At 50.7% G+C, this 17,324-nt stretch carries 3 protein-coding genes and 1 pseudogene; 2 read left to right on the forward strand and 2 right to left on the reverse strand.

Annotated features, from left to right (window positions below; all coding sequences use genetic code 11):
- Positions 1-81 precede the first annotated feature (81 nt).
- Positions 82-13,827, forward strand: a pseudogene (locus M1D71_RS03190) (amino acid adenylation domain-containing protein); the annotation flags it as partial.
- Between the two features lie 943 nt (positions 13,828-14,770).
- Here the strand turns inward: M1D71_RS03190 and M1D71_RS03195 are convergent.
- Both M1D71_RS03195 and M1D71_RS03200 read right to left on the reverse strand, forming a co-directional pair.
- Entirely contained in the window at positions 14,771-15,517 is a 747-nt protein-coding gene (locus M1D71_RS03195) for a radical SAM protein (RefSeq protein WP_458125216.1), read from the reverse strand.
- 12 nt (positions 15,518-15,529) lie between these two features.
- A complete protein-coding gene (locus tag M1D71_RS03200; RefSeq protein WP_458125217.1) occupies positions 15,530-16,567 on the reverse strand; it encodes a hypothetical protein in 1,038 nt (345 codons plus the stop codon).
- A 435-nt stretch (positions 16,568-17,002) separates the two neighbouring features.
- Between M1D71_RS03200 and M1D71_RS03205 the strand changes: the two genes are divergently transcribed.
- Positions 17,003-17,209 carry a hypothetical protein gene (locus M1D71_RS03205; RefSeq protein ID WP_347388820.1) on the forward strand — a complete coding sequence of 69 codons (207 nt, stop codon included), beginning with the start codon at positions 17,003-17,005 and terminating at the stop codon, positions 17,207-17,209.
- Positions 17,210-17,324 lie beyond the last annotated feature (115 nt).

The following is a 17,324-nucleotide window of genomic DNA, read 5'->3' on the forward strand; positions in this document are numbered from 1 at the left end:
GAAGCGACGATCCACGGACTGTTTGAAGCGCAGGTGGCGAAGACGCCGGATGCGGTGGCAGTGGTGTATGGTAATCAGCAGCTAACCTATGCGGAGCTGAATGCACGGGCCAACCAGCTGGCGTGGACGCTGCGCGAGCAAGGTGTAGGACCAGACCGCATGGTGGCGATTATGGCGGAACGCTCGCTGGAACTGATGGTCGGGCTTTACGGTATCTTGAAGGCCGGCGGGGCCTATGTACCGATTGATCCTTCGCTGCCTGCGGAGCGCATCCGGTATATGCTCGAGGACAGTGGCGCGGCTGTGCTGCTCGTTCAACCTGGCCTGGATCCATGCGGATTTAAAGGCACGGTCATCGAGTTGAGCCCGGGAGAAGAAGTGCCATCCGAGGTCAATCCGCCGCTAAATCTGGATTCGGGGCATTTGGCGTATGTGATCTATACCTCGGGGACCACGGGGAATCCGAAAGGCGTCATGATTGAGCACCATTCAGTAGTTAATTTCATTGCAGGGATGGCGCAAAGGATTCCCTTTGCTCCGGCAAAATCCATGTTATTTGCGACGACGCTATCGTTTGACATCTCGGTGGTGGAGACGCTGCTGGCGTTGACACAGGGCATGCGAGTTGTGGTAGCGAGCGAAGAGCAACATAAGGAGCCTCAGCAACTGGCGGCACTAATCGAGCGTGAGCGTATCGGGATGGTGCAAATGACGCCATCGCGCTTGAAGATGCTGTTGTCAGCGGGCTGCGAGACGTGGCTAGAAAGGGTAACGGAAATACTGATCGGCGGGGAGGCTTGGACGGAGGAACTGCTGGCTAATCTGCAAAGCCAATCGAAGGCCACATTGTTCAATATGTACGGTCCAACGGAGACGACAATTTGGTCCGCGGTACAGGAAGTGACCGCAAACCAGACTGTGACCGTTGGGGGGCCGATTGCGAATACGCAGCTGTACATTGTGAATGATAATCGGCAAGTACAGCCGATGGGCGTCGCGGGTGAACTGTGCATCGCGGGAGACGGCCTAGCGCGTGGGTACCTCAATCGGCCGGAGCTGACGGCGGAGAAATTTGTCGACAACCCGTTTGAACCGGGAACACGGATGTACCGGACGGGAGATTGGGCGAGATGGCTGCCGGACGGCAATTTGGAGTATTTGGGCCGGATGGATCAGCAGGTGAAGATCCGCGGCTATCGAATCGAGTGTGGAGAGATTGAGGCGCAACTGCTGGCACATGCGCATATCCGGGAAGTGGTCGTTATGGACCGGAAGGATGAGCAGGAAGAGGCGTACTTATGCGCGTATCTTGTAAGTGATGAAACGGTTCCAGTTGCAGAACTGCGGAAACACTTGGCAGCCCAGCTGCCAGATTACATGATCCCGTCGTACTTTGTGGAATTGGAGACCATCCCCCTTAACACTAACGGTAAGGTGGACCGCAAGGCGCTGCCGATACCGGATGGGGAGGCGTACACTGCAGCCTATGAAGCACCGCGGGATGCGCTGGAGACGCACTTAGCAGAGCTATTCGCAGAGGTGCTGGGGGTCAACGAGGTTGGTATCGGTGATTCGTTCTTCGAGCGCGGTGGTCACTCGCTGAAAGCAGTGACGCTGGTGTCGCGCATTCATCAGCAGCTGGCGGTAGAGTTGCCCCTACGGGAGTTATTCGCGCGACCAACAGTGAAGGCATTGTCTGACTATGTCCGCAACTTGGATGAAAGCGACCATGGCCGGATCGAGCCCGCGGTAGCGCAGGCATCGTACCCGCTGTCGTCAGCGCAACGGCGGTTATACGTACTGCACGAGATGGAGTCGGCGAGCACGCGGTATAACATGCCGGGTGTCGTAGAACTCGCCGGCAAGGTCGATGCAGATCGAATGGAACAAGCGATTCGTTCGGTCATCACTCGTCACGAGTCGTTGCGCACGTCGTTTATCTGGATCGACGGTGAACCCAGACAACAGGTGCACGAAGATGTGACATGGGAATGGGATTTCCAGGATGTAGAAGAAGCTCAGGCGCGGGAATACACACGGCGTTTCGTACGTCCGTTCGTGCTGGGTCAGGCACCGCTGCTGCGGGCTGAGTTGCTGCGATTGTCAGAAGACCGGTACTGGCTGGTGTGGGATATGCACCATATTGTGTCGGACGGGGTGTCGATGACCCTGTTGGTGTCAGATTTCCTAGCGGCATATGCCGGGGAGGAACTGGCACCGCTGCGGATTCAGTACAAAGACTACGCCGTGTGGCAGCAGAGCACGCTCGAGGTGGAGCGGATGCAGGCACATGAAGCGTACTGGCTCTCAGTCTATGCGGAGGAAGTGCCGGTGCTGGAACTGCCGACTGACCGGATACGTCCGGCGGCGCCAAGTAGCGAAGGCGGGCAGGTCCATACACAGATCAGTGCGGAGGTAGCCGAAGGGCTGAAGCGAATTGCGACAGAGACCGGAGCAACGCTGTACATGGTGCTGCTGGCGGCATATAACGTGTGGCTGCACAAGTATACCGGGCAGACCGATATCGTGGTGGGTACACCGGTGTCCGGACGGACCCATGGGGATACGGAGCCAATGATCGGCATGTTTGTCAACACGCTGGCTCTGCGTAACGCGCCATCGGGGGACAAACAGTTCATGGACTTCGTATGGGAAGTGAAAGAGCGGACACTGGCGGCGTTTGAGCATCAGGACTATCCGTTCGAGGAACTGGTGGAGCAGCTGAACGTGCGACGCGATCTGAGCCGCAACCCGCTGTTTGACACGATGTTGATCCTGCAGAACATGGAACAGCCGCGCTTTGAGTTAGCGAATGTTGAGGTTCGTCCAGTGGAACTGAACCACCCGACTACGAAGTTTGATTTCACACTGAATGTGGTGGAGCGTGAGCAAGGACTGCAGCTGACGCTGGAATACAGCCGCGCGTTGTTTAACGAAGAGACGGTGGAACGGTACCTGAGGCACTTCGTGCAGCTCGTGTCCCAAATGATCGAGCAGCCGAAAGCGAGCATTGGCTCGTATGATCTGCTCACGTTAGAAGAGAAAGAGCAGCTACATGCATTTAACGACACGGCGGCAGAATATCCACGGGAAGCGACCATCCACGGACTATTCGAGGCCCAGGTGGAGAAAACGCCGGATGCAGTGGCGGTGGTATACGGAGATCAGCAGCTAACCTATGCGGAACTGAACACGCGGGCGAATCAGCTGGCGTGGACGCTGCGCGAGCAAGGTGTAGGACCAGAGTGTATCGTGGCGATTATGGCAGAACGGTCGCTGGAGCTGATGGTCGGGCTCTATGGCATCCTGAAATCCGGCGGGGCGTACCTGCCGATTGACCCATCGCTGCCTGCTGAACGCATCGGGTATATGCTTAGGGACAGCGGTGCGGTAGTGCTGCTGTTAGATCCTGGTCTGGATTCATGTGGATTTGCGGGTACAGTGCTGGACTTGGCAGAAGCCGAGAAAACAGCAGATCAAGAGAATCTTGTGCTTCAGGCAAGGCCGAGTGATTTGGCGTATTTGATCTACACATCCGGCACGACTGGGAACCCGAAAGGGGTTATGATTGAACACCGCTCTGTGGTTAACTTCATGACAGGGATGACAGGAGTGATCCCATTCGCTCCGGCCAAATCCATGTTATTGGCAACTACGCTATCGTTCGACATCTCGGTGGTAGAGACGCTGCTGGCGTTTACGCAAGGCATGCGAGTCGTGATAGCGAGCGAAGAACAGCAGAAGGATCCGCGGCAGCTGGCGGGAGTGATTGAGCGCCAGGGTATCGACATGGTGCAGATGACGCCATCGCGCCTGAAGATGCTGTTATCGGCGGGCTGCGAAGCATGGCTGGAAGGCGTAACGGAAGTACTGGTCGGCGGAGAGGCATGGCCCGACGATTTGCTAGCAGATTTGCAAAGTAAATCCAAGGCGGCACTGTTCAATATGTATGGTCCGACGGAGACGACGATTTGGTCCGCAGTGCGGGAAGTGACCGCTGAGCAGACCGTAACTATTGGGGGACCGATCGCCAATACACAGCTGTACATTGTGGATGATCAGGGGCAGCTGCAGCCGATGGGTGTCGCAGGTGAACTGTGCATCGCAGGGGAGGGTCTGGCCCGCGGATACGTGAACCAGCCGGAGCTGACGGCGGAGAAATTCGTCGACAACCCATTTGAGCCGGGGACGAAAATGTACCGGACGGGAGATTGGGCTAGATGGCTGCCGGACTGCAATTTGGAGTATTTGGGCCGGATGGATCAGCAGGTGAAGATCCGCGGTTATCGAATCGAGTGTGGAGAGATTGAGGCGCAACTGCTGGCACATGCGCATATCCGGGAAGTGGTCGTCATGGACCGGAAGGATGAGCAAGAAGAGGCGTACTTATGCGCGTATCTTGTAAGTGATGAAACGGTTCCAGTTGCAGAACTGCGGGAACACTTGGCAGCCCAGCTGCCAGATTACATGATCCCGTCGCACTTTGTGGAATTGGAGACCATCCCCCTTAACACTAACGGTAAGGTGGACCGCAAGGCGCTGCCGATACCGGATGGGGAGGCGTACAGTGCAGCCTATGAAGCACCGCGGGATGCGCTGGAGACGCACTTAGCAGAGCTATTCGCAGAGGTGCTGGGGGTCAACGAGGTTGGTATCGGTGATTCGTTCTTCGCGCGCGGGGGTCACTCCCTGAAAGCAGTGACGCTGGTGTCGCGTATCCATCAGCAATTGGCAGTGGAACTACCCCTGCGGGAGTTGTTCGCACGACCAACAGTGAAGGCATTGGCGGAATATGTGCGTAGCACGGAAGAAAGCGACTACGGCCGGATCGAGCCCGCGGCAGCGCAGGCATCGTACCCGCTGTCGTCAGCGCAGCGGCGGTTATACGTACTGCATGAAGTGGATCCGGCGAGCACGCGGTACAACATGCCGGGCGTGATGGAACTAGCCGGAAAGATCGACGAAGATCGGCTGGCACAAGCGATTCGGTCGGTCATCCATCGTCACGAATCCGTACGCACGTCGTTTATCTGGGTAGACGGTGAACCAAGACAACAGGTGCATGAAGACGTGCCGTTGGAGTGGATCTACCGGGAAGTAGACGAAGCAGAAGCACGTGAGTTCAGTGAGCGGTTCGTGCGGTCATTCGCGCTGGAACAGGCGCCGTTACTCCGAGCTGCATTGCTGCGACTGGAGGAAGACCGCTACTGGTTGGTGTGGGACATGCACCATATTGTGTCGGACGGGGTGTCGATGACCCTGTTGGTGTCGGATTTCATGACGGCATATGCGGGAGAGGAACTGACACCGCTGCGGATTCAGTACAAGGACTACGCCGTGTGGCAGCAGAGCACGCTTGAGGTGGAGCGGATGCAAGCGCATGAAGCGTACTGGCTATCGGTCTACGCCGAGGAAGTACCGGTATTGGAACTGCCGACCGACCGGATACGTCCGGCGGTGCCAAGTAGCGAAGGCGGGCAAGTCCATACGGAAGTGAATGCCAAGACCGTAGAAGCGCTGAAACGAATAGCGGATGAAACGGGAGCAACGCTGTACATGGTGCTGCTGGCGGCGTATAACGTGTGGCTGCACAAGTATACCGGGCAGACAGACATGGTGGTCGGGACCCCGGTGGCCGGACGGACGCATGAGGATATGGCGCCGATGATTGGGATGTTCGTGAACACGCTGGCGCTGCGTAACGCTCCGTCGGGAGAGAAACGATTCATGGACTTCGTAGGCGAAGTGAAGGAACGGACACTGGCGGCATTTGACCATCAGGACTATCCGTTTGAGGAATTGGTGGAGAAGTTGGATGTGCGTCGTGATCTGGGCCGCAACCCATTGTTTGATACAATGCTGGTGCTGCAGAACATGGAGCAGGAACGATTTGAGCTGGCGGGCGTAAAGGTTCGTCCGGTTGAGCTCAACCACCTGACAACGAAATTTGACTTAACGTTGAACGTTACGGAGATTGATCAAGGACTGCAGCTAGTGCTGGAATACAGCAGCACGCTGTTTAACGAGGCGACAGCCAAGCGGTACCTGATGCACTTTGTGCAGCTGGTGTCCCAAATCACAGCGCAGCCGGAAGCAAGGATTGGAACGTATGAGCTGGTTACCCCAGAGGAGAAACAGCAATTGTTGCACGGATTTAACGACACAGCGGCGGAATATCCGCGGGAAGCAACGATTCATGGGTTGTTCGAAGCGCAGGTTGAGCGGACACCAGATGCGGTGGCTATTGTATTCGGTAACCAGCAGCTGACCTATGCGGAGCTGAATGCACGGGCCAATCAGCTGGCGTGGACGCTGCGCGAGCAAGGTGTAGGACCAGACCGCATGGTGGCGATTATGGCGGAACGCTCGCTGGAACTGATGGTCGGGCTTTACGGTATCTTGAAGGCTGGCGGGGCATACGTGCCGATCGACCCATCGCTACCTGCGGAGCGCATCCGGTATATGCTCGAGGACAGTGGCGCGGCTGTGCTGCTCGTTCAACCTGGCCTGGATCCATGTGGATTTAAAGGCACGGTCATCGAGTTGAACCCTGGAGGAGAAGCATCATCCGAGGTCAATCCGCCGCTAAATCTGGATTCGGGGCATTTGGCGTATGTGATCTATACCTCGGGAACCACCGGGAACCCGAAAGGGGTCATGATTGAGCATCGGGCAGTGATTAACCGTCTGCACTGGATGCAAAACCGCTACCCTATTGGAGAACAAGACGTTCTGTTGCAGAAGACGCCGATTACATTTGACGTTTCGGTGTGGGAGCTGTTTTGGTGGGGCATGACCGGGGCCCGGGTTTGCCTGCTTCCGCCGCAGGGGGAGAAAGATCCTGTGGTACTTGCCGAAGGAATTGAACATCATGGGGTCACGGTGATGCATTTTGTGCCATCGATGCTGAGCGTCTTTTTGGAGCAGGCTGGAGATGCGTTTAACCGAGAGCAGCTCGGCAGCTTGCGCCGTGTCTTTGCCAGTGGCGAAGCGTTGAAGCCGCATCATGTGACCGGCTTTTATAAGCTCATGGAGGGAAGTGAAGCAACACTTCACAACCTGTACGGGCCGACAGAGGCCACGGTGGATGTCACGTATTATGATAGTGCTTCGACCTTTGCGGAAGGGTCTGTACCGATTGGTAAGCCGATTGCGAATACGCAGCTATACATTGTGAATGATCATCGTCAGCTGCAGCCGATGGGTGTCGCGGGTGAACTATGTATCGCAGGTGAGGGTCTCGCTCAGGGGTACCTTAACCAGCCGGAGCTGACGGCGGAGAAATTCGTCGACAACCCGTTTGAGCCGGGGACGAAAATGTATTGGACAGGCGATTTAGCGAGATGGTTGTCGGACGGCAATCTGGAGTACTTGGGCCGGATCGACCATCAGGTGAAGATCCGCGGCTACCGGATCGAGTGCGGGGAGATTGAGGCGCAGCTTCTAGCACATGCGTATATCCGGGAAGTGGTCGTCATGGATCAGAAGGATGAGCAAGGTCAGGCGTACTTGTGCGCGTATGTCGTGACCGATGGAGTGGTTCCCGTTGCAGAACTACGGGAACATTTAGCGGCACAACTGCCGGATTACATGATCCCGTCGTACTTTGTGGGATTGGAGAAGCTACCGCTGACCCCTAACGGTAAGGTAGACCGCAAAGCACTGCCGGCGCCGCAAGATCGAGGGCAGGCAGCAAGGGAATACGCCGCGCCGCGGAGCAAGACAGAGGCCGTGCTGGTCACGATATGGCAGGACGTGCTTCGAATCGAACAAGTCGGGATACAAGACAACTTCTTTGAACTGGGCGGGGATTCGATCAAAGCCGTCCAGATCGCCGCGCGGCTGCGAGGTCACCAGTTGCACCTGGCAATCCGGGATCTCTTCCGGTATCCGACGATTCTGGAACTAAGCTCGCATGTGCAGCCGCTGGCCCACCAGATTAATCAGGGGCCAGTTGAAGGCGAAGTGGGATTAACGCCGATCCAGCAGAGACTGTTGGAGGGTACGGTGCAGCTGCCACATCATTATAACCAGGCGGTTATGCTGCATCGCCGGGCCGGATTCGATGAAGGCATCCTGCGGCGTGTGTTTGAACGGATCGTCACGCATCATGATGCACTGCGGATGAGGTACCGGGAAGAAGTTCAGGGCATCGTGCAGTGGAATCTCGGGCTGACCGAGGCAAGTTTTGGTCTGGACGTGATTGACTTGCGCAGCGAGACAAATTTGGATACACGCATCCCGGCGGAAGCCGACCGTTTGCAGCGGAAATTGCATCTGGAGCAGGGGCCATTGATGCACCTGGGGCTGATGAAAACCCGAGAGGGGGATCATCTGCTGATCGTGATCCACCATCTGGTGGTGGACGGGGTATCGTGGCGGATCCTGTTCGAAGATATACAGACCGGGTATGAACAGGCGGAGCGAGGCGAGGAGATTCGCTTGCCGGAGAAGACAGACGCGTTCCAGACGTGGTCGGCGGTATTGGCGCGCTATGCGGACAGCGAGGCCCAGCGGAATGAAATCGATTATTGGAGGCAAATGGAGCAGACGCCCTTTGCGGCACTTCCCGTGGATGAAGGGCTCGTGGGTGGCCAAACCGCCGGAGTAGTTACGATCCAGCTATCACAGGAGGAAACGTCGCAGCTCTTGAATCAGGTAGGCCGGGCGTACAATACGGAAATCAATGACATTTTGCTTACAGGGCTGGGCCTGGCGCTGCAGGAATGGACTGGCGAAGAGCGGTTTATGGTGGATCTGGAAGGGCATGGCCGGGAAGAGATCGGAGAAGGGGTGGATGTCAGCCGTACGGTCGGCTGGTTTACGACGATGGTACCGACCTTGCTGGACCTGGGGGCATGCGAGGCGTTGTCTGACTGTATCAAGGCGGTGAAAGAAGGACTACGTAGCGTGCCGAACAAAGGACTCGGGTATGGCGTGCTGAAGTATCTGACGGCAGCGGAGCACAAGCGGGAGCTGAAGTTCAATCTTCGTCCAGAGATCTGCTTTAACTACTTGGGTCAGTTCGATGGGGACGTGACCACGGATGTATTTGAATCGTCAGTGTACGGGACAAGTAGCAGCATCGACCCCACCCGCCCGAGCGAGTACAAGCTGAGCATGAACGGGATGGTGATCGGTGGAGAGCTGGTGTTTACGTGCGACTATGCGGCGGACACGTACCGGAGAGAAATGGTGGAAGGCTGGATGGCGCGGTACATAGCGCAACTCCGGCGGCTGATGACCCACTGCATTCAACAGACGCACAGCGAAAAGACCGCGAGTGACTTCCGTTTGGTGGATGTGGAACCGAAGGAAGCGAGCGACTTGCAGCAAACCTATGCTTATAAGGTGCAAGACATTTACCCGCTGACGCCGATGCAGGAAGGCATGTTGTTTCATGCCCAGCTGGATCCAGACGCGACGACGTATTTCGAGCAGTTTACGTTCCGGGTGGAAGGCAGGCTGGATGTTGCCGTGTTCAAGACCAGCTTGGAGCGTTTAACGGAAAGGCATGAGATGCTGCGTACGGCGTTCACAAGCGAGCAGGTGAGACGACCGGTACAGGTAGTGTTGCAGGAACGACAAGTGGATCTGCAGGTGAGGGATCAGGTAGCGGATCTGGAGTCGATGAAGCAGGCAGATCGGCAACGCGGCTTTGACCTGAGCCAGGATGCACTAATGCGTGTCACACTTGTGCTTGGGGAAGATGGAGGTCAGCATGTCATCTGGAGCTTCCATCACATCCTCATGGACGGCTGGTGCCTGAGTATTCTGACGCAGGAGCTGATGGCGATTTATCGGGGGTTACAAACGAACCAGCCGATCGAGCTAGGGCCCGTAGAGCCATTTAGCCACTATGTGCAATGGCTCAACCAGCAGGACCGGGACGCGGCGCGGCAGTACTGGAGCCAGTACTTGGCGACCTATGAGCAACAGACGGGTGTGCCACGAGCGTCGGGAAAAAGCGAGCATGGGGGAATCAAGAACCATGCCTTCCGTCTGGATCAGGAGCTGACCCGCGGGCTGGAGCAGTTGGCACGCGAGGCGCAGGTGACGGTGAACACGGTGATGCAGACCATCTGGGGAGTGCTATTGCAAAAGTACAACCAGAGCGAGGATGTCGTATTTGGTGCCGTCGTATCGGGAAGACCGGCGGAAGTGCCGGGGATCGAGCAGATGATTGGCCTGTTTATCAATACGACGCCGGTTCGAATCCGTAGTACGCCGGGGCAGAGCGTACTGACGCTGCTACAGCAGGTGCAGGATGCGGCGCTGACGTCAGAAGCGCACAGCCATTACCCGCTGTATGAGATTCAAGGGCTGAGCCCACTGAAGCAAGGGTTGATCGACCACATTTTGGTATTCGAAAACTATCCGATCGCCGAGGTGATGGGCCAAGCAGGTGAGAGGGACGAAGCTACGTTTGGGATCCGTGACGTTGAAGCATACGAGCAGACGAACTATGACCTTACGGTGGTGTTAGTGCCGGGCGAAGCGTTATCGATTGAATTCCGGTATAACGCCAAGGTATACGAGGGAGCGTTCATCCGGCGAATGGAGGGACATATCCGAGAGATTGCACAGCACATGCTGGTAGATGTGCAGCGGCCGGTGGGTTCAATAGCGCTGGTCACGCCAGAGGAGAAGCAGCAGCTGCATGCATTCAATGACACAGCGGCGGATTATCCGCGGGAAGCAACGATCCATGGGTTGTTTGAAGCCCAGGTGGAGAAGACGCCGGATGCGGTGGCGGTGGTGTACGGCGATCAGCAGCTGACCTATGCAGAGCTGAATGTGCGTGCGAATCAGCTGGCATGGACCCTGCGAAAACAAGGTGTGGGGCCGGATCGGATCGTGGCGATTATAGCGGAACGATCGGTGGAGATGATCGTCGGAATTTTCGGTATCTTGAAGGCTGGCGGGGCGTACCTGCCAATTGATCCAGCACTGCCAGTTGAACGCATTCGCTACATGTTGGAGGACAGCGGTAGCCAGTGGCTAGTAGGCCATGAGAAGTTGCTGGCCGAAACTGCATTTGCAGGAGCCAAGCTTGGACTGACGACTATAACAAGAACCGAAGCAGATACGACCTTTGAAATGCAGAATGAGCAAAATAGCTTAGACCACGGTGACTTACAAGCGATCAGCAGGCCAGAGCATCTGGCATATGTCATCTACACTTCGGGCTCTACGGGGCGGCCGAAAGGAGTTATGATCGAGCACCGAGGTGTGGCAAGCTTGACATCTGTCTTTAAACTTAGTCTACAGGTTACAAAGGATGATCGGGTTCTCCAATTTGCTTCACTCTCGTTTGATGTGTCCGTATGGGAAATGGTGATGAGCCTGTGTAATGGTGCACAGCTCCATACAGTTTCGACTGAAGTAATCCATCACATCGATCGATTCGAAGAATACATCCGAGAAAATGGTATTACAGTAATCACTCTGCCGCCTGCGTACTTAATGCAGATGGACCCGGAGCAAGTTCGTTCACTGAGAACGGTCATCCCCGCGGGGTCCACGTGTCCGCAGGAGGTGGTCCGCAAATGGAGCCCTTACGTTAATCTAATCAATGCATATGGGCCGACGGAGATAACAATATGCGCTACGATGTGGCCAGCCGAAAAGGCAGCAGAAGGGTTGAGGACCGTCCCGATAGGGAAACCGCTGTTTAATGTACGGGTCTATATTTTGGATAGCCAAGACATGTTGCAGCCGATTGGCGTCGCGGGCGAGTTGTGTATCGCAGGTGAAGGTCTGGCGCGTGGGTACCTCAACCAGCCGAAGCTGACGGCGGAGAAATTCGTAGACAACCCGTTCGAGCCGGGGAAACAAATGTACAGGACCGGAGATTTGGCGAGATGGTTGTCAGATGGAAACCTGGAATACTTGGGACGGATTGACCAGCAAGTAAAGATCCGCGGCTACCGTATTGAGTGCGGGGAGGTCGAAACGCAGCTCCTCGCGCAAACGTATATCCGCGAAGCGGTCGTGATGGCACGTGAGGATGAGCCAGGACAAGCATACTTGTGCGCATATCTTGTGAGCGACGAAACAGTCTCGGTTGCGGAACTGAGGGCGCACTTAGCGGAACAACTGCCAGACTATATGATCCCTTCCTATTTTGTTGAGTTGGATCATATTCCACTCAACACTAACGGCAAAGTGGATCACAAAGCACTTTCAGTGCCTGACCGGGAAGCAAAGGCCCATGTCTATGAAACACCGCGGGATGCGTTAGAGACGCAACTAGTGGATCTATTCGCAGCAGTGCTGGGGGTAAATGAAATCAGCATTGGTGACTCGTTCTTCGAACGTGGTGGTCATTCGTTGAAAGCGATGATGCTGGTGTCACGCATCCATCAGCAGCTGGCGGTGGAGCTGCCGCTCCGGGAGCTGTTCGCACAACCAACAGTGAAGGCGCTGGCGGAATATGTGCGCCGTGCGGACGAAAGCTACTACGGCCGGATTGAGTCAGCGGCAGTGCAGGCATCGTACCCGCTCTCGTCAGCCCAACGGCGGTTGTATGTGCTGCATGAGATGGACCCGGAGAGCACGCGGTACAACATGCCGGGTGTCGTGGAACTGAGCGGGCAGGTCGATGCGAATCGGCTGGAACATTCGATTCGTTCGGTCATCGCTCGCCACGAATCGCTACGCACGTCGTTCATATGGATCAACGGTGAACCGAGACAACAGGTATACGAAGACGTGTCGTTGGAATGGGGATTCCGAGATACCACCGATGAAGCGCAGGCCCAAGAACTCCTCTATAATTTTGTGCGACCATTTGCGCTGGATAAGGGACCTCTGCTGCGGACTCAGCTGCTGCGATTAGCAGAAGACCGATACTGGCTTATGTGGGACATGCATCATATTGTGTCGGATGGCGTGTCGATGAGTATTCTGGTGTCGGACTTTATGGCTGCATATGCTGGGGAGGAACTGGCACCCCTACAGATCCAGTACAAGGACTACGCGGTGTGGCAACAGGGAACGCTCGGGGTAGAGCAGATGAAAGCACATGAGGCATACTGGCTGTCAGTCTATGCAGAGGAAGCACCAGTCCTGGAGTTGCCGACCGACCGGATGCGTCCGACGAAACCAAGCAGTGAAGGCGGACGGGTTCATGCAGAGATTCATGCAGACGTAATGGATGGACTGAAGCAGATCGTCACCGAAACCGGAGCAACACTGTACATGGTATTACTGGCCGCATATAACGTGTGGCTGCATAAGTACACGAGACAGACTGATATTGTGGTCGGCACACCGGTATCGGGACGGACACATAGTGATACAGAGCCAATGATTGGAATGTTTGTGAACACGCTGGCACTGCGTAACGCTCCGTCCGGGGATAAGCGGTTCATGGACTTCGTGCATGACGTGAAGCAACAGACACTGAAGGCATTTGAGCATCAGGACTATCCGTTTGAAGAATTGGTAGAGAAGCTGAACATCCGACGGGATCAGAGTCGCAACCCCTTGTTTGACACAATGCTGGTGCTGCAGAATATGGAGCAATCGAAAGTCCATTTAGGAGATATTGAGCTCCGAACCGTTGAACAAGATAACTCGACAACGAAAATGGATTTGACAATGGTTGTTGTCGAAACCCAACAAGGTCTACATTTATCTTTAGAGTATAGCCGTGATTTATTTGATGATGGGACGGCAAGGAGATTGCTACAAGGATTTTGTGAACTTAACAAAGTTATTGCAACGGATTCTTACATTTGTATTAGAGAATTAAAAATGGAAGTCTTTCAACATGAAGAAGAGGAGGAAATCGAATTATTCGAAAATATTCATTTTGAATAATATTAATGTTTGTTGCACTATTCAAATTAATTTCAGTCATGAATGCTGAATGATTTTATATGAATGGAATTACTGTGTTAAACTACAGTGTGGTAAACTTCCATTTGAAAGGTCACAGAATTCTAGTTCCAGCCTTGGGATGATTTTTGTAGGAATCGGATTAAAAAGCTGGAACTAGAATCTCTGTTATGGATTTAGCGGACTTTAGACGTCAGAGGACAACATGAAAAAGCTGGGATAGTGTATTCCCAGGCCTTTAGTGATAACTGCTTACGAAACGATTGCTTATTCTGCAGACTGTTGCTAAATAAAGAACATGGTAAGGTCCCCTCAGGGTAAAGAGTGAAGGAAAGAGGTCATGTTACAATGAACACAACACTTATAACCAGAGGGGATTTTTGTCATGCCAGTAAAGTGAAATGGAAATTATAATCCGTACAATGAAATCAAAGAACGAGGAAATTTGTTAGCGATAGGTAGAAAGTTTGGCATATTAGAATCGGAAGGTCTGAAAGCAAAAGGCAAGAGGTTATCACATGAGTACGTAGCCGAAATGAGTGGGATTTTGAGATTACACTGTGTACGGGATAAGAATCTCAATACATGTTTTTACGGGAAAGGAGCAAGTTTTTAATTTCATTTGCAAGTTTATATGAGGAATGAGCTTTTAGTTTGGTTGAATACAGTCATGAACTTTCACGTACAGACTAGACATGAAAGAAGAATTTTGCCTACAGAGAGAAGTGAGTAGAATTGGAATAATCTAAGAGGATAAGCTCTGAGATCTCCCCGTCCAATTTGAATTTCAGGAAAAGTTCACTATTCAATTTAACGTTTAAATGGACGGGCGATGACCAGAGCAGGACTATTTTATTCCAGACGACAGAAAAACAACCTAATTAGTAGTTAAACGTTATATGATATATTCACAAATATATCTCTATTAATATCTTGCCAGTTTTTTATCCGCGTCAAAGTTATCTAAACATTCCTTCCAAGTTTTAGAAACAACTACTTCGATATTATTGTTATCAACTTGAATATATTCGTGTCTCCCGCATTTAGAGCATAAAGGTTCGAACATCTTAGTCATATTCTCAACAGTTACCTCTGTCAAATCTTTAATCCCGATATCATATTTGAAAAATTTATCTATAGCCCCTCCAACTGCACAACAATAAAAACCAGAGGCATTTAATCCAACCCCACATGCCTCAGTTGTCCAACAACCTTTATACTGATAATTAGGATCATCGTTAAAGTCACTGGCAGCATAATGAATTAAGTCAAATCCTTTTTGATAGTTGTTTACCTTAGCTGTATTCTCGACAATAATACTTGGATAGTTAAGCTCCAGCCAGTTTAACTTATTCTTTGTAAATTCAGTATGTCCATTGGTAGCAACAATTAATCTAAGGGATCTATTATATTTTTGTTTATAATCATATAGAGTTTGAATAATTTTATTAAATTCAGGGTGAACCGTTGCCTCTCCCCCCATTATCCTTATCTGTTCCCAATGATGATTATTATCAATCGTTTGTTCAATTAATTTATTTATTTGTTCTAAACTTACATTTGTCTCTTTGCCCCCTGGCATTAGAGATAAACCTCTATCACAGTTAAAACATTGAAGTGTACACACATGGGTAATATCAATTTCTAATTTATTTACATTTGTTATATGCATAATCTCACGCTCCTAATTATTATGTAGTTGCTTGACAACTTTATTTAATATACTAATTTCATTGATGCAAAGCTCATGAGTGATAGATTTGATTTTAGTTATAATAGAGATATCATTAGTCAACATATACTTCAACATCAATGAGCGGACAACCTCAGCTTGTGATACAACCTTTTGATATGAATTTATTATTTCTGAATCATAAATCATACGATTTTGAAAAAAGAAATTTATTCGATTAAACATGCACTTTTTATGTTCCCACAAACAATGTAATGGACGAATATCAACATTGACTTCCTTGGCAATGAGTGCATCGAAAAATAAATTAAGTTGAGTATATACGTCGACCCCAAAACCCCAATTTTCGTTCGATAAATTATGGTTTAGATCTCTCATATGTTCTGTTCGATTATCAAAATCATACTTTGAAAGATTCCCTGCACAATTATTAGAAAACAGATAGTCCTCTAACTTATCTATTACATTATATTTATCAAAGCTATAGTTGATATTCTCTCTTTTCTTAATATAGTTAGAATAGTTAGCTTCAGAAAACTTCAAAGCTTTAGCTAAATCGTCAAAGCTAACGTAAGATTCTACATACTGCATTCTTTCATTGAAGCCAATTACATTAAAAAGATTGTTTGATAAATCATAACCATATATAAGTAAGTCATGTGTATTATGAAACTTCTTATACGCCTGTCTATTTGGAATATAATATTCATCTACAAAAGAGTAGTAGTAATATCCTTCATTGATTTTTGATAAAATATCCATGCATAGATCATGCTCATCTTCAGTTTTATGTTGAGTTTCGAGATAGTCTAGCCAAGGAATACCTCCATAAATATTCCCTGCTATAAAGTCAATATCAAAATCATCCTTATTTTTAATGAAATTTAGATTGCACTTTAAATGAATAAAGTTGCTGTAAAACCATGTTAGCGTTTCGGAGTAATTTGATGTAATTGAGAGAGGAAAGGCCCTATATTGATAAACAATGATTGGAGGCGTTGGATTAATGGGGAGTTTTATAGTTTGCATATGTATTGTCTCCTCTTATGTTTCGATATATTAGAGTATTTATTCAAACGCTTACATTACTTTGGTTCATCGTTCCATTGCATCTTCCAAACCAGGTGCTATTTAGTTTTTTTTGTATAAATTTGAATTATTTAAAATTTCAATAATTTATAGAGTTCTTTATAGCTAGGAGAAAAAGGGTGACATTGTGTTTCTATTCAAACTTTGATATATTTTCATTGTATTGCCACAATTTTGCTGTGTCAATAGACGATATTATTTATGAAGTTTGCTCCAAAATATTTATAAAGCGTTAAATCGACAGGCAAACCGACATTATCAATTCAATCAAACACCAATAACTGTAGATGTAAGTGGTTTGGTAAGAAAGCGAAAATTATAAGCCTAGGATGTTTCTTGTATTGAGATTTTTTTTGTTAAAGGAGGTGACAGAGAATGTTGAAATACAGTCAGGAATTTTATGATCAATTAGAATCACTAGAAAATTATGCAGTAGGACAAATTGAAAAGCAAACTGATACTATGAAGCTTGATGATGGTAATGCTCAGTCATTTCAAAAAGCAAGTATTCAACAAGAAGTATATATAGAAATGAAAAAAATTTTTACACAGCTTAGACTTGAATATCTACAATGCCACTAGTAAGTTAGAAAACCATTAGGATCGAGAAATTACATGTTATTTCCATTAAATAGACGATTCAAAACAAAAGTCTATTGTTGGATTTATTATTTAAAAAAGGGACATAGAAAAAGAA

The sequence above is a fragment of the Paenibacillus sp. Z3-2 genome, from assembly GCF_054161325.1.